Source organism: Kitasatospora sp. NPDC057738, from assembly GCF_042798815.1.
In the GTDB taxonomy this organism is placed as follows: Bacteria; Actinomycetota; Actinomycetes; order Streptomycetales; family Streptomycetaceae; genus Kitasatospora; species Kitasatospora lactacystinica.
The window spans coordinates 58,709-72,196 of sequence record NZ_JBHVJT010000024.1 but is presented as its reverse complement, the minus strand read 5'-3'; the positions used below and the strand labels follow the sequence as shown (position 1 = coordinate 72,196).

16 protein-coding genes are annotated in these 13,488 nt (G+C 73.5%); 4 read left to right on the top strand and 12 right to left on the bottom strand.

All coding sequences use genetic code 11. From position 1 onward, the window contains the following. Positions 1-79: 79 nt before the first annotated feature. On the top strand, positions 80-832 hold the full coding sequence (locus ACFVGO_RS15880) for a hypothetical protein (protein WP_359899144.1): 753 nt from the start codon (positions 80-82) through the stop codon (positions 830-832). Positions 833-941: 109 nt separating this feature from the next. Here ACFVGO_RS15880 and ACFVGO_RS15875 read toward each other — a convergent pair whose 3' ends face one another. From ACFVGO_RS15875 to ACFVGO_RS15860, 4 genes are all read right to left on the bottom strand, one after another. Further along, positions 942-1,394, bottom strand: a complete 453-nt coding sequence (locus tag ACFVGO_RS15875; RefSeq protein WP_380632236.1) for a VOC family protein — start codon at positions 1,392-1,394, stop codon at positions 942-944. A 135-nt stretch (positions 1,395-1,529) separates the two neighbouring features. Beyond that, positions 1,530-2,870, bottom strand: coding sequence for an LAETG motif-containing sortase-dependent surface protein (locus ACFVGO_RS15870; protein ID WP_380632234.1), 1,341 nt, complete (start codon positions 2,868-2,870; stop codon positions 1,530-1,532). A 225-nt stretch (positions 2,871-3,095) separates the two neighbouring features. Continuing rightward, positions 3,096-3,842 (bottom strand): MBL fold metallo-hydrolase, encoded by a 747-nt coding sequence (locus tag ACFVGO_RS15865; protein WP_359904132.1) that lies wholly within the window; start codon positions 3,840-3,842, stop codon positions 3,096-3,098. Positions 3,843-4,086: 244 nt separating this feature from the next. Next, positions 4,087-4,278 (bottom strand): MarR family transcriptional regulator, encoded by a 192-nt coding sequence (locus tag ACFVGO_RS15860; RefSeq protein ID WP_359904135.1) that lies wholly within the window; start codon positions 4,276-4,278, stop codon positions 4,087-4,089. Positions 4,279-4,464: 186 nt separating this feature from the next. Between ACFVGO_RS15860 and ACFVGO_RS15855 the strand changes: the two genes are divergently transcribed. After that, positions 4,465-4,923 (top strand): type II toxin-antitoxin system PemK/MazF family toxin, encoded by a 459-nt coding sequence (locus ACFVGO_RS15855; RefSeq protein WP_380351937.1) that lies wholly within the window; start codon positions 4,465-4,467, stop codon positions 4,921-4,923. A 64-nt stretch (positions 4,924-4,987) separates the two neighbouring features. Here ACFVGO_RS15855 and ACFVGO_RS15850 read toward each other — a convergent pair whose 3' ends face one another. From ACFVGO_RS15850 to clpS, 7 genes are all read right to left on the bottom strand, one after another. Further along, on the bottom strand, positions 4,988-5,956 hold the full coding sequence (locus ACFVGO_RS15850; protein WP_359904138.1) for a cysteine synthase: 969 nt from the start codon (positions 5,954-5,956) through the stop codon (positions 4,988-4,990). Positions 5,957-6,028: 72 nt separating this feature from the next. Beyond that, positions 6,029-6,307 carry a MoaD/ThiS family protein gene (locus ACFVGO_RS15845; protein ID WP_030242903.1) on the bottom strand — a complete coding sequence of 93 codons (279 nt, stop codon included), beginning with the start codon at positions 6,305-6,307 and terminating at the stop codon, positions 6,029-6,031. 116 nt (positions 6,308-6,423) lie between these two features. After that, entirely contained in the window at positions 6,424-6,543 is a 120-nt protein-coding gene (locus ACFVGO_RS15840) for a putative leader peptide (protein WP_310593142.1), read from the bottom strand. A 139-nt stretch (positions 6,544-6,682) separates the two neighbouring features. Then, positions 6,683-7,114: a M67 family metallopeptidase gene (locus tag ACFVGO_RS15835; RefSeq protein WP_359904141.1), complete on the bottom strand. Its 432-nt coding sequence runs from the start codon at positions 7,112-7,114 to the stop codon at positions 6,683-6,685. Between the two features lie 148 nt (positions 7,115-7,262). Continuing rightward, positions 7,263-8,651, bottom strand: coding sequence for an amino acid permease (locus tag ACFVGO_RS15830; protein WP_380632263.1), 1,389 nt, complete (start codon positions 8,649-8,651; stop codon positions 7,263-7,265). Between the two features lie 304 nt (positions 8,652-8,955). Further along, entirely contained in the window at positions 8,956-9,528 is a 573-nt protein-coding gene (locus ACFVGO_RS15825; protein ID WP_380632231.1) for a DUF2017 domain-containing protein, read from the bottom strand. Positions 9,529-9,658: 130 nt separating this feature from the next. Further along, positions 9,659-9,952, bottom strand: a complete 294-nt coding sequence (gene clpS / locus ACFVGO_RS15820; RefSeq protein WP_049654313.1) for an ATP-dependent Clp protease adapter ClpS — start codon at positions 9,950-9,952, stop codon at positions 9,659-9,661. Positions 9,953-10,092: 140 nt separating this feature from the next. Between clpS and ACFVGO_RS15815 the strand changes: the two genes are divergently transcribed. Beyond that, positions 10,093-11,427: a nicotinate phosphoribosyltransferase gene (locus ACFVGO_RS15815; RefSeq protein WP_380351935.1), complete on the top strand. Its 1,335-nt coding sequence runs from the start codon at positions 10,093-10,095 to the stop codon at positions 11,425-11,427. A 215-nt stretch (positions 11,428-11,642) separates the two neighbouring features. Beyond that, a complete protein-coding gene (locus ACFVGO_RS15810; protein WP_380632230.1) occupies positions 11,643-12,233 on the top strand; it encodes an isochorismatase family protein in 591 nt (196 codons plus the stop codon). Between the two features lie 130 nt (positions 12,234-12,363). Here the strand turns inward: ACFVGO_RS15810 and ACFVGO_RS15805 are convergent, their stop codons facing one another. Continuing rightward, complete coding sequence (locus tag ACFVGO_RS15805; RefSeq protein ID WP_380632228.1) at positions 12,364-13,371, bottom strand: hypothetical protein; 1,008 nt, start codon at positions 13,369-13,371, stop codon at positions 12,364-12,366. Positions 13,372-13,488 lie beyond the last annotated feature (117 nt).

Here is a 13,488-nt window from a genome sequence, read left to right as displayed (position 1 = left end):
GGCAACCACGGTGTGCCGCCGGAGCGACCGCAGCGGGCGCGCGCCGGGCGGGCTCCGCGCAGGTGGATACGCTGGCGGAATGACCGGAGTACTGGAGTTCGGCGCGCTGCTGGCGCACCTGACGGACCGTCGGGCGATCGACGCCGCCGCGCTCTCGGCGGCGGCCGGCGCCGACCCGACGGAGCTGCGGGCCGTACTCGACGGGCGGGTGCCGACCGGACAGCTGCTCAGGGGCCTGGCGCCGGTGCTCGGGCTGCACGCCGCCGACCTGTTCGTCCTTGCCCGGCAGCCGGTGCCCGACGACCTGACGCCGGTCACCCGCAATCCGCACTGGTCGGTCGGCCCCGTCGTTCACAACACGATGGTCATGCCCGCCGAGAACCGGCGTCCGCTACTGGACGCGATCCGGGCGCAGCCCCTGGTGCGGCGGGAGGGGCGGGGCGGGATCGACCGGCCGTACCACCGGTACGAACCGGGGTTCGGGGCGGTGCTCCTTGAGCTCGCGCACAGTCGGAACCTCAAGTGGACGTGCACGGCGAAGGCCCTGTACGCGGTGACCGACGGGCGGATATATCTGTCGCCGTCCACGATCGGCGGGGTGGGCCGCGGCACCACCGAAGCGACCCCCGAGCTGGTGGCCGGCTTCGCGGGAGTGCTCGGCATCCCCGCGCCCGACCTGGCGGCGGTCGGCGGCATGCGCCTGCCGGACGACCTGCCGCCGCTCCACTCCCGGGCCGCGGACGTGGCCGCGGTCGTCCGGGAAGCCCGGCGCCTGACCACCGCCCAGCTGGAGGAGGTCGATCTCATCTCCCGCCATCTGGCCGGCCGCTGACCGCACTCCCCCACTGCGCACCGCCGGAGCCGGCCGGCCGTGACCGTCGGGCGCCGCGTCGGATCCACCGTCCTCGGCGCGCGTGCCCGGCTCCCCGGCCCTGCGGGCCTCAGGCCGAGGCTGCGGCTGCGGCTGCGGCTGCGGCGACGCAGAACTCGTTGCCCTCCGGGTCGGCCATCACGACGTGGTGCCCGTCGAACTCCTGCAGGACGGCCCCGCCCGCCTTCACCAGCCGCTCGGACTCCGCCTTGATCCGCGCCCACCGCTCACCGGGGCTGCCGTGTCCCGGCACCCGGACGTCGATGTGGAGCCGGTTCTTCGCCGTCTTCGGTTCGGGGACCTTGAGGATGGACAGGCGGGGGCCGACGCCGTCGGGGTCGCAGAGCCACGCCCCGTCGTCCGCGGAGTCGTCCTCCGGCAGGTCGAACTGCGCGAGCCACTCCTCGCGGGTCTTGAAGGGAGCGGGCGGCGGCTCGTCGACATAGCCCAGTGCCGTCTTCCAGAACGCGGCGAGGAGCGGTGCGTTCGCGCAGTCGAGGGTCAGATCGATTCTGGCTGCCATGACAGGACCGTACTGCGCACCTCCGACAGCCGCGCCCCGGGACCCCCCCGTCTCCACCCCCCTGTCGTTGCCCCTCCTCGCCCCCTCCCCCCTCTCCCCCCCTCCCCCCCAGCCCCCCCCCCCCACGGCGGGCGGTCAGCTGGTGCGGCGGCGGCGGGCCAGGAAGAAGGCCCCCGCGCCGGCGCCCACCAGCAGCGCTCCGACGCCCGCGATCAGGCCGGTCCGGTCGCTGTCGGCGCCGGTGGAGGCCAGGTGGCCGCCCACCGGCCGGTCACCGGCCGCCGGGGCGTCGCCCGCGGGCGCGGCGGGCGCCGAAGCGGCCGGGGCGGCCGGTGCCCTGGTGACGTCGCCGGCCTGCTGGGCGGCGGGCGCGTCGCCGCCCGGCTGCGGCTTCGAACCGTTCGAACCGTTGGAGCCGGTGGACGGGGTCGGGGCCGGGGTCCCGGTGCTCTCCGGGGTGCCGGTCGGGGCGGGCGTGGTGGTGGGCTTCGGTTCCGGGGCGACGACCCGGACGGTGGCGCCGGGCGAGCACATGGTGGTGCCGCGGAAGGGCGTGCCGTCGCCCTCGTTGACGAACACGCAGGGGTTCAGCTCGGTCGCGCCCTGCGGCATGTCGGCCGGGTAGCTGACCCGGACCCGCTTGGTCTGCGAACTCCCGGGGGCCGCAGAGGAGTTTCGGCCGTCCAGGTAGAAGCCCGCCGGAGGCTCGGCCTCGGTGGTGACCGGCGCCAGGACGGTCCAGGTGCCGTCGGCGCCGCGGACCTCGACCCTGGCGTGCCGGTCGGTGAACAGCACGTTGCCGAGGTTGGTGTAGGCGGACGGCGTCGGGTTCCTGAGCACCGCGTCGAACTCGATGGGCGCCCCGCCCGCGACGGCGGTGGCCGGGACCCCGGACACGCCGTTGGTGATCCCCTCCACGTTGATCACGTGGGTGTCGTTGAGCGGCGGCTCGACCGGGGAATCCTGCCACCAGCCCTTGACGGCGGTGCGGAAGGCGAGGTTCGGGCCGGTGCCGCCGTTGGTGGCCCCGTCGTGCGGCTTGCCCATCGGAACACCGAGGCGGAGCCTGACGTCGGTGCCGCCCGCCGGAACCGTCACCTTGCCGGTGCCGCCCGCGTTGACCAGCCGGTTCCCCTCGGAGCGCGCCTTCAGGTCCACCGGCAGCCAGCCACCGGTCATGTCGCTGAAGTAGTCGAGGCTCAGGGCGTTCGGCGGCGTCCCGAGGTCGCTCTCGATCTCGAAGTCCAGCACGACGGACGTGCCCTGGTCCCCCGGGTTGCCGATGTGCTCGGTGAACTCGACCGGCCCGCCCGCGAAGCCGACCACCGCCGGGGCGTGCACGGTCAGGCTGAGCGGCCCGGCGGCGGCGAACGCCGGGGTCGCGGTCACGGCGCCGCCGCCCACCAGCGCGGCGGTCAGCGCGACCGCCGGAACGAGCCGGCGGGCCCGGTTCAGGGCACGGTTGGTCTTGCGCATGGGATCCCCCTGGATTTCCGCTCCGGACCGGCACGCCGGATCCGGGCAGCACGAAGCAAGCCTGGTGAGTGGTGTGATCGCGGCCGCGCCCGACGGGCCGACCGTTCCGGCGGCGTTTCCCGCCGCTCACCTACTAGGACGTACGGGGGGCGGCGAGGTTGCAGGTCGTCCCGGAACTTTTTCCCGGGACTTCCGCGGCATCCCGCGCAACCCCCGCCGGGCTGCTCAGACCTCGTACACCGCACCGGCCCGGGCGACCTCGACCGGCCCCGGGTAGGCGGCCGCGGCGTCCCGCCGGTTGTGCTCGGCGTCGGTCCACGGGGGGATGTGGGTGAGGACGAGTCGGCGGGCGCCGGCCGCGGCGGCGTGCTCGCCCGCCTCGCGGCCGTTGAGGTGGACGGCCCGATAGGTGTCGCGCCCGTCGATGTACGCCGCCTCGCAGAGGAAGAGGTCGGTGTCGCGGGCGAGTTCGACGAGTTCGGCGCTCTCGCCGGTGTCCCCGCTGTAGACCAGCGAGCGGCCGTCGTGCTCCAGCCGGAAGGCGAAGGCGTCGACGGGGTGGTTGACCTGGGCGACGCCGATCCGGAACGGGCCGAGCTCGAAGCTGCCGGGGGTGAGCGTGCGGAACTCGAACACCTCCTTCATCCCGGGGTTCTCCGGCATGTCGTAGGCGCGGGCGAGCCGCTCGGCGGTGCCGGCCGGACCGTACACGGGCAGCAGTTCGGGGCAGCCCTCGGCGCGGTAGTTGCGCGCCACCCAGTAGGCGCACAGGTCGACGCAGTGGTCGGCGTGCAGGTGGCTGAGCAGGACGGCGTCGACGTCGTAGAGGCCGGTGTACTTCTGGAGGGCACCGAGGGCTCCGTTGCCGAGGTCGAGCACGACGCGGTAGCCCTCGGCCTCGACCAGGTAGCTGGAGCAGGGCGAGTCGGCGGCCGGGAAGCTCCCCGAACACCCCACCACGGTCAGTTTCATCCGAGCCCCTCCGCCCCGACACATCCTGGCTGCTGCTGGAAAACGGCATCGCCGTCCTCCACCGGACAGCGTGGAAAACGGCATGGAAAACGGCAGGCCGGGCGCGGCGAACCGGCCGGTAGCACTGCGTTGGTGTGTCGAGGGTAAGGGCGGAGCGGCACTTTGCCCCCGTCCCCGTGCCGGGCTGTGGGCGGAATCACCAGAACGCCGGGAGCTGGAGCGGGGGTGGTTGACGGGCCGGGGATCAGCGGCGCCGGGGCCGGTTGCGGGCCCAGGTACGGATGGTGAACGGGTACCACCGCGGGCGGCCGCTGCCGTCGATCACGTCCGGATCGGGCAGCAGCCGGTGCCGGCGGTAACTGCGGACGGTCGCGGGCCGGACGTTGATGTGGCGGGCGATCTCGGCGCAGGACCACAGCTCGGGGCCACGGGTCACGGGGGCACCTCCGGGGGACGGGGGCGGACGTTCGTGACGCAGCCTTGCCGGACCGGCCGGGACTCCGGGCGCAGAACGGGCATTGTGGCAGTTCCGTGACGAACCGGGAGCAATGCGCGGACATATGCCCGACCGTCACGGCCGGCACGGTAGTGGCGTTCACCCCGGCCCGGTACGGTTCGCCGCATGAACGGCATGACCGCTACCTGGCTCGTCCTGTCGCTGCTGGGCGTCGCGCTGCTGGCCGCCGCCGCGGCGGCGCTGGTGCGGCGCACCCGCCCGGCCCCGCGCCCGTCCGGGCCGACCGGCCCGAAGCCGCGGCCGGGGGCCGGCCCCGAGCCGCAGGAGATCTGGTGGGCGCAGGTGCCGTTCGAGGACGGGCCCGGGTCCAAGGACCGCCCGTGCCTGGTGCTGCGGGTGCACGGCCGGACCGCCACCGTCGCCAAGATCACCAGCAAGCACCACGCGGAACGCCCGGGCGTACTGCCGCTGCCGCCCGGGACGGTGGGTGACCGGGAGGGCCGGGCCAGCTGGCTGGAGACCGACGAGCTGCGCGAGGTACCGCTGTCGGCCTTCCGCCGCCGGGCCGGCGCGGTGGACCGGCAGGTCTGGGCCCGGGCGCAGCGGGCGCTGCCGCGCGGTTAGCGGCCTGCCCCCGGATGCCGCGGGCCCGGCGAGGATCCACGGGACGGGCCCTGGCCCCTGGGCCCTACGCCCAGAGCTGGCCCTGCAGCGCCTCGACCGCGGCCTCGGTGGACTCGGCGGTGTAGATGCCGGTGGACAGGTACTTCCAGCCGCCGTCGGCGACCACGAAGACGATGTCCGCGCGCTCCCCCGCGGCCGCCGCCTTGCGCCCGACGCCGATCGCCGCGTGCAGGATGGCGCCGGTCGAGACGCCCGCGAAGATGCCCTCCTGCTGGAGGAGTTCGCGGGTGCGGCGGACGGCGTCCGCGGAGCCGACCGAGAAGCGGGTGGTGAGCACCTCGGCGTCGTACAGCTCGGGGACGAAGCCCTCGTCGAGGTTGCGCAGCCCGTACACCACGTCGTCGTAGCGCGGTTCGGCGGCGACGATCCTCACGCCGGGGACCTTCTCGCGCAGGTAGCGGCCGACGCCCATCAGGGTGCCGGTGGTGCCGAGGCCCGCCACGAAGTGGGTGACGGTGGGCAGGTCGGCGAGGATCTCGGGGCCGGTGCCGGTGTAGTGGGCGCCCGCGTTGTCGGGGTTGCCGTACTGGTAGAGCATCACCCAGTCGGGGTGCTCGGCGGCGATCTCCTTGGCCATCCGTACGGCGGTGTTGGAGCCGCCGGCCGCCGGGGAGGGGATGATCTCGGCGCCCCACATGCGGAGCAGTTCGCGCCGCTCCTCGCTGGTGTTCTCCGGCATCACGCAGACCATCCGGTAGCCCTTGAGCTTGGCGGCCATGGCCAGCGAGATGCCGGTGTTGCCGCTGGTGGGCTCCAGGACGGTGCAGCCGGGGGTGAGCCGGCCGTCGGCCTCGGCGCGCTCGATCATGTGCAGGGCCGGGCGGTCCTTGATCGAGCCGGTCGGGTTGCGGTCCTCCAGCTTGGCCCAGAGGCTCACCAGGCCGTCGGCGTTGCCGGGGACGGCGGCGGACAGCCTCGGCAGACGGACCAGCGGGGTGTTGCCGACGGCTTCGAGCGGACTGTCGTAACGCAAGGGGGGCCTCCGGCCAAGGCGGTGGGGTGGAGAGGGCGGTTCCCCCGCCGTGCGGGCGGGGGAACCGGGAGGTCAGCGGGCGCCGCCGGCCACGGCGGGCAGGATGGTGACGCTGTCGCCGTCGGCGAGGGCGGTGGAGATGCCCTCCAGGAAGCGGACGTCCTCGTCGTTCAGGTAGACGTTGACGAAGCGGCGCAGCTCGCCCCCCTCGACCAGGCGGGCGGCGATGCCCGGGTGGCGGGCGTCGAGGTCGGTGAAGAGTTCCCCGAGGTTGCTGCCGTTGCCCTCGACGGCCTTGGCGCCGTCGGTGTAGGTGCGGAGGATGGTCGGGATGCGGACCTCGATGGCCATGAGTGCGCTCCTGGGCGAGTCGTGGAGTGAGTGGGCCGCGGCGGAGGCGGCGGGGCGGTCGCCCGGGCTCGGCGTCGCCGGGGGCGGCGGGCCCGGGTGAGGTGGTGAAGCGGCTCTCAGCGCGAGCGCGCGGGCGTGCCGGGACAGATCGCACCGGCGTGCCGGCACAGGTCGATGTGCAGGCGCGCCACGAGGCGGGTGCCCGGGGCCTGAGTGCTCACATCGACGGAACGCATGGGCTCATCGTATAGATTCCCGGGCCCGCTCCGACATGGCCGTCTCGGGATCCGGATGTTCCCGTTCCCAGGGCTGAGACGACAGCGGCCCGCCGCCCCTTCGGGAGGGGTCGGCGGGCCGCGTCCGCGGGGGTGCCGGTCAGACCGGGTAGGCCTCGACGACCTGCACGTCTTCCTCTGTGATCTCGCCGTCCACGATGCGGAACGAGCGGAACTGGTACGGGTCGTCCTCGCCCTCGCCCTCGGCGGTGGAGACCAGGACGTAGTGGGCGAACGGCTCGGAGGCGTAGCTCACGTCGGTGCGCGAGGGGTAGGCCTCGGTCGCGGTGTGCGAGTGGTAGACGATCACCGGCTCCTCGTCCCGGTCGTCCATCTCGCGGTAGAGCTTGAGCAGGTCGCCCGAGTCGAACTCGTAGAAGGTGGGCGAGCGGGCGGCGTTGAGCATCGGGACGAACCGCTCGGGCCGGCCGCTGCCGGCCGGTCCGGCGACCACGCCGCAGGCCTCGTCCGGGTGGTCGGCGCGGGCGTGGGCCACGATCCGGTCGCGGAGTTCTCGGGTGATGGTCAGCATGCGGGCCAGGATAGCCACGCCCCGGCGGCTGTCCGCCGGGGCGTCCGAGGCGCGGTCGGTGGGTGTCCACGTCCGGCCGGCGGGTGTCCGCGTCCGGTCCGTGGCGCCGGGGTCGGGGCCGTGGCCGGGCCGTGGCGTCCGGGCCCGGTCAGCGGGCGTCCAGGCTCCCGTCGCCGGCGGGCAGGCTGCCGTCGGCGGCGGGCTGCCGGTCCGCGGCGACGTCGTGGAGGGCTCGCGGGTCGCGGCGCTTGAGCACCTGGTAGCCGACCACCAGCAGCACGGCCCAGCACGGGAAGACGAACAGCGAGATCCGGTTGTCCCGGTCCAGTCCGATCAGCACCACGACCAGGGCGAGGAAGGCGAGCGCGGCCCAGCTGACCCAGGAGCCGCCGGGCGCCTTGAAGGTGGGCGCCGGCAGCTGGCCGGCCCGCCAGGCCCGGCGGTAGCGGATCTGGGAGATCAGGATCATCGCCCAGGTCCACAGGCCGCAGACCGTGGCGACCGAGGTGATGTACTCGAACGCCCGCGCCGGGACGACGCCGTTGAGCACCACGCCGATCCCCATCAGCAGACAGGAGACGGTGATCGCGAAGGCCGGGGTGCGGCGGGAGTTGAGCCTGGTGAGCCGTCCCGGGGCCTGGCCGCGCAGCGCGAGGTCGCGCAGCATGCGGCCGGTGGAATACATCCCGGAGTTGCAGGAGGAGAGCGCGGCGGTGAGCACCACGAAGTTGATGATGCCGGCCGCCGCCGGGATGCCGATCTTGCCGAAGGCGGCGACGAACGGGCTGACTCCGGGCCGGAATTCGGTCCACGGCACGAGCGAGAGGATGACCACCAGCGCGCCGATGTAGAACAGCATGATCCGCCAGGGCAGGGTGTTGATGGCCCGCGGCAGGGTCTTCTCGGGGTTCTCGCTCTCGCCCGCGGTGACGCCGACGAGTTCGACGCCCAGGTAGGCGAACATGACGATCTGAAGGGTCATCACGGTGGAGCCGATGCCCCGGGGGAAGAAGCCGCCGTCCTGCCAGAGGTGGCCGAGCGACGCGGTGTCACCGGCCTTGCTGAAGCCGAGGGTCAGCACCCCGACGCCGATCAGGATCATGCCGATGATGGCGGTGACCTTGACCATGGAGAACCAGAACTCGATCTCGCCGAACAGCTTCACCGAGATCAGGTTGGCCGCGTAGAGCAGGACCAGGAAGGTCAGCGCACTGACCCACTGCGGTATGTCGGGCGCCCAGAACCGCACGTAGACGGCGGCGGCGGTGGTCTCCGCCATGCCGGTGACGACCCAGAACAGCCAGTACGTCCAGCCGGTCACGTAGCCGGCGAAGGGGCCGAGGAACTCCCGGGCGTACTCGGCGAAGCTGCCGGAGACCGGTCGGTAGGTGAGCAGTTCGCCGAGCGCCCGCATGATCACGAAGATCACCAGGCCGGCGACGGCGTAGGAGAGGATCAGGCTCGGGCCGGAGCGGGAGATCGCGGTGCCGGCGCCGAGGAACAGGCCGGTGCCGATCGCTCCGCCGATCGCGATCATCTGGATCTGGCGGCTGCCGAGCCCGCGCTCGTAGCCTTCGCCGTCCGCCGCGCTGTCGACCCTTTCGTCGTACAACTTCTCGGCCACTGTGCACCGTCCTGGTCGGTCTCGGGGGTGGAGAAGTCGTACCACGCGAAGTTCGGACAGCGGTGTCCACCTGAGCGTTATTTGAGCATGACCTGGTATGGTTTGCCCGATTTTCATAAGAAATGCCCCGGCCAATCGTCCACATTCTGGACGAAACGGCCGGGGCTTGCCCGGAATCGGGCAGGATCGCTCTCCCGAGGGACGGTTCCGCTCGGACTCAGTCCGCCATGGCCTCCAGCAGCGACTCCTGCAGGGCCCCCAGCCACAGGTACGCCATCACCAGCGGCTTGCGCTCGTCGCCGTCCGGCAGCTCGTAGAGGCCGTCCTCGTCGTCCTCGGTGACCTCCAAGCGGACGCCGACGGCCAGCCGCAGGTCGTTCAGCGCGCCCAGCCAGCGCTGACAGTCGGGCACCGCCAGCTTGAGCACCCCGCCGTCGCCGAGGCCGTCCAGCGCCCGGACCACGAACAGCGCGTCGTCCCGCTTGCGGGCCCGCAGGTCCAGCTCGGTGAAGCGGCGGAACTCGCCGGACGCGACCCTGGCCTCCTCGTCCTCCGGCTTCCCCGGGTCGCCGTAGGCGTCCGGGAAGAGCCGGGCCAGCGCCGGGTCGGCGGGAGCCTCGGTCGGGCCCTCGGCGAACAGCGCGGCCAAGGGGTCGTCACCCTCCCCGCCCGGACCGGGGCCGATCAGCTCCAGCAACTGCACTTCCAGCGAGCGCAGGATGGAGGCCTCCCACTCGTCCAGCGCGATCGCCGCGCCGCCACCGCCGGCACTCTCGAACAACCCAGCCATCTGTATCGGTCAGCCCGTCTTCGTCGTCTTCGGTCGTACGGCCGGCGGTCCGGCACCCGTCGGGCCGGCCCCGGCCGCCTGTGCGCCGGTCGCGCCGGCGCCCGTCCGGCCGGCGCCGGTCGGTCCGGCGTCAGTCGTGCTGCAGCGTCGCCCAGAGGCCGTAGCCGTGCATCGCCTGGACGTCGCGCTCCATCTCCTCGCGGGAGCCGCTGGAGACCACCGCCCGGCCCTTGGTGTGGACGTCCATCATCAGCTTCCGGGCCTTGTCCTTCGGATAGCCGAAGTAGGCCTGGAAGACGTACTGGACGTAGCTCATCAGATTGACCGGGTCGTTGTGCACGATGGTCACCCAGGGCGTGTCCGGCTCGGTCACCGGCACCCCCTCGACCTCCGGGCGCTCGATCTCCACGGGCGCGACGCTCAAGCCGGGTCCTCCTCGCTGCACAGTCGTCCGTAACCCCTCATGCCCCATGCTGCCATCCGGGGGACACCCCGGCGATTCCGGCCCGGCACGCTCGCCGAGAAATCGTCACTCTGACGCTAAGTGGTAGTAGCATCATCCGTATGGACGCCACTTCCGTGCGCGCGGCCGGCTCGACCGCGCTGCTCACCGACCGCTACGAGCTCACCATGCTGCAGGCCGCCCTGCGCAGCGGGGCCGCGCACCGCCGCTCCGTCTTCGAGGTCTTCACCCGCCGCCTGCCGAGCGGCCGCCGATACGGCGTCATGGCCGGCACCGGTCGGGTCCTGGACGCCGTCGAGAACTTCCGCTTCACCACCCCCCAGCTGGACTGGCTCGCCGACCAGGACGTGGTCGACGAGACCACCCTGCGCTTCCTCGCCGACTACCGCTTCCGCGGCGACATCCACGGCTACCCCGAGGGAGAGGTCTACTTCCCCGGCTCGCCGCTGCTCACCGTCGAGGGCAGCTTCGCCGAGGCCGTGATCCTGGAGACGGTGATCCTCTCGATCCTCAACCACGACTCGGCCATCGCCGCCGCCGCCTCCCGGATGACCGCCGCCGCCGGCGGCCGCCCGGTGATCGAGATGGGCGCCCGCCGCGCCCACGAGCACTCCGCCGTCGCCGCCGCCCGAGCGGCCTACGTGGCCGGCTTCGCCGCCACCTCCGACCTGGAGGCCGGGTACACCCACGGCATCCCGACCACCGGCACCGCCGCCCACGCCTTCACCCTGGTGCACGACAGCGAACGGGACGCCTTCACGGCGCAGATCGCCTCCATGGGCAAGGGCACCACGCTGCTGGTCGACACCTTCGACCTGCGCGAGGCCGTGCGCACCGCCGTCGAGGTGGCCGGCCCCGAACTGGGCGCCGTCCGGATCGACTCCGGCGACCTCACCCTGCTGGCCCACCGGGTCCGCCGCCAGCTGGACGAGCTCGGCGCCGACCGGACCAGGATCATCGTCACCTCCGACCTCGACGAGTACGCGATCGCCGCCCTGGCCGCCGCACCGGTGGACGGCTACGGCGTCGGCACCAGCCTGGTCACCGGCAGCGGCCACCCGACCTGCGCGATGGTCTACAAGCTGGTCGCCCGCGCCGAGACCGAGGGCGGGCCGATGGTGCCGGTCGCCAAGCGCGCGGCCGGCGGCAAGACCAGCATCGGCGGCCGCAAGTGGGCGGCCCGCCGGCCCGACGCCGACGGCGTCGCCGAGGCCGAGGTGGTCGGCACCGGACCCGTCCCGGACGGGCTGCGCCCGCACCTGATGCAGGTGCCGCTGGTGCTGGACGGCGAGACCGTCGGCCGGGAGCCGCTGAGCGCCGCCCGCGAACGGCACGTGCGCGCCCGCGCCGCCCTGCCGCTGTCGGCCACCCAACTGTCCAAGGGCGACCCGGTGCTGCCGACCGAACTGGTCCTGCCCGCCGGGCCGGCCCACTGACCGGAACCCGGGGCCGGGACCGGCCCACCGGACCGGCCCCGGGGACTTCCGCCCCCGCGCGCCACTCCCTACAGTCGACCGTAGAGTTCCCCGAGTTCCCCCGGAGCTCCCCGAGTACCCCCCGCGCCCGCCGCGGCCGGGCCGCGTACTCCCGAGGGCTCCCCCCCACCGGGGCGCCGCCGCCCGCGGGCCCCCGAGATCCGAGGATGCGAGCCATGCACCGGGCACTGATCGTCGTCGACGTGCAGAACGACTTCTGCGAGGGCGGCAGCCTGGCCGTCGCCGGCGGCGCCGAGGTGGCCGCCGCCATCACCGACCTGATCGCCGAGTCCTCCCCCGGCTACCACCACATCCTCGCCACCCGCGACCACCACATCGACCCGGGCGACCACTTCTCCGCCGAACCGGACTACGTCGACAGCTGGCCGCCGCACTGCGTGGCCGGCACCGAGGGCGTGGGCTTCCACCCCAACTTCACACCCGCCGTCATCTCCGGCGCGGTCGAGGCGGTCTTCGACAAGGGCGCCCACTCGGCGGCGTACAGCGGCTTCGAGGGGCTGGACGAGAACAACCGCGGTCCGGTGGAGTGGCTGCGCGAGCGGCAGGTCGACCAGATCGACGTGGTCGGCATCGCCACCGACCACTGCGTCCGGGCGACCGCGCTGGACGCGGCCCGGGCGGGCTTCAGCACCCGGGTGCTGCTGGACCTCACCGCCGGGGTCGCCGCGGAGACCACCGCCGCCGCGCTGGCCGAGCTGCGGGCGGCCGGGGTCGAGCTGGTCGGCACACCGCTGGTCCGTCCGTAGCGGCTCCCGGGGCCGCGCCCGGGGGGTGCTCGCGGGTGGCGTGTTCGCGGGGGTGTGCTCGCGGGGGGGTGTGTGTTCGCGGGGGCACGGCCGCGGGGTCGTGCTCGCCGGGTCGTGCCCGCGGGGCCGCTCAGACCACCAGCAGCTCCACCACGTCCGTCCCGCCGGCCCGGTACGCCTCGCGCAGTTCGCCGCCGACCACGTCCGGGTCGGCGGCCAGCCGGGCCCCGCAGACGTACACCACGCGGACGCCCAGGTACTCCATCCGGTGCTGGCCGCCGCGCACCCAGGCGGCCTCGCCCTCGCTCACGCAGCGCAGCTCCGAGTCCACCTCCACCGCGACGCCCCGCTCCGGCCAGTAGAGGTCCGGGACGGCGATGTACGTACCGCCGCGCATCCGCAGCTCGGGGGCGCTCAGCGGCGCCGGCAGCAGCCACTCGTCCATCAGGCTCCCCAGCCGCTCCAACACCAAATCCCGCTCGGTGGCCAGCAGTTCGTCCAGCGCGGCACGCACCCGAGGCTCGCAGGTCAGCCCGGAGTCGGTCAGCTCGGCCACCAACTCCCGCACCGTGCAGTGGTTCCCGGGCAGAGCGAGGGCCTCCCTCAGCACCTCGCGCACCGGGGCCGGGCCGCCCGACGGCTCCGCCGTCCACTCGACCAGCGCGTCGGCCACCGCCCGGGCCACCGGCGCACAGGCCAGCCCGTGCACCGAGCGGGCCACCAACTCCCGTTCGGTGCGCCGGATCCGGACCTCACCGACGTCCTTCAGCCGGCGCTGCCGGGGCACCAGGACGTCCACCCCCGTCACCGCGGGCAGCCGGGGCACGACGGTGAAGCCGTACAGCGCCAGCGCGGCCGTGCCGGTGATCACCGCACCCTCCCGGCGACCCTCCTCGCGACCGTTCTGCGCGGCGTACAGCAGCGCGGCCCACATCCGCTGCTCGGGGGTGGGCTCGGCGGCCTGCAGCAGGTAGACCCTGGGCAGCATCCGCTGCCAGGGTCCACCCCGGCGGCAGTGCTCGGTGATGATCCGGGCCGGCACGCCCCGGGCGCGCAACTGGCTCGCGGTGACGACGTTCTGCTGACGCTTCGCCAGCTCCTCCAGGGACGGCGGCGGCATCGGAATCCGGTAGCTCATGCCGACACCATCCCCAACCCCCCGGACCCGCGACCGGGACCCTGACGCACTGTTACTCAACCGTCGCGAAACCGGGATCAGCCCGCACTAAAGTCCTCATACCCTCACTCATTTGGA

What these genes read in the sequence shown, in the direction of transcription:
- ACFVGO_RS15875 (WP_380632236.1), bottom strand. Translation starts at nt 1,394, where the DNA reads ATGGCAGCCAGAATCGATCTGACCCTCGACTGCGCGAACGCACCGCTC.
- ACFVGO_RS15870 (WP_380632234.1), bottom strand. Translation starts at nt 2,870, where the DNA reads ATGCGCAAGACCAACCGTGCCCTGAACCGGGCCCGCCGGCTCGTTCCG.
- ACFVGO_RS15865 (WP_359904132.1), bottom strand. Translation starts at nt 3,842, where the DNA reads ATGAAACTGACCGTGGTGGGGTGTTCGGGGAGCTTCCCGGCCGCCGAC.
- ACFVGO_RS15810 (WP_380632230.1), top strand. Translation starts at nt 11,643, where the DNA reads ATGCACCGGGCACTGATCGTCGTCGACGTGCAGAACGACTTCTGCGAG.
- ACFVGO_RS15835 (WP_359904141.1), bottom strand. Translation starts at nt 7,114, where the DNA reads ATGCTGACCATCACCCGAGAACTCCGCGACCGGATCGTGGCCCACGCC.
- ACFVGO_RS15815 (WP_380351935.1), top strand. Translation starts at nt 10,093, where the DNA reads ATGGACGCCACTTCCGTGCGCGCGGCCGGCTCGACCGCGCTGCTCACC.
- ACFVGO_RS15845 (WP_030242903.1), bottom strand. Translation starts at nt 6,307, where the DNA reads ATGGCCATCGAGGTCCGCATCCCGACCATCCTCCGCACCTACACCGAC.
- ACFVGO_RS15830 (WP_380632263.1), bottom strand. Translation starts at nt 8,651, where the DNA reads ATGATCGCGATCGGCGGAGCGATCGGCACCGGCCTGTTCCTCGGCGCC.
- ACFVGO_RS15855 (WP_380351937.1), top strand. Translation starts at nt 4,465, where the DNA reads ATGAACGGCATGACCGCTACCTGGCTCGTCCTGTCGCTGCTGGGCGTC.
- ACFVGO_RS15840 (WP_310593142.1), bottom strand. Translation starts at nt 6,543, where the DNA reads ATGCGTTCCGTCGATGTGAGCACTCAGGCCCCGGGCACCCGCCTCGTG.
- ACFVGO_RS15880 (WP_359899144.1), top strand. Translation starts at nt 80, where the DNA reads ATGACCGGAGTACTGGAGTTCGGCGCGCTGCTGGCGCACCTGACGGAC.
- ACFVGO_RS15805 (WP_380632228.1), bottom strand. Translation starts at nt 13,371, where the DNA reads ATGAGCTACCGGATTCCGATGCCGCCGCCGTCCCTGGAGGAGCTGGCG.
- ACFVGO_RS15825 (WP_380632231.1), bottom strand. Translation starts at nt 9,528, where the DNA reads ATGGCTGGGTTGTTCGAGAGTGCCGGCGGTGGCGGCGCGGCGATCGCG.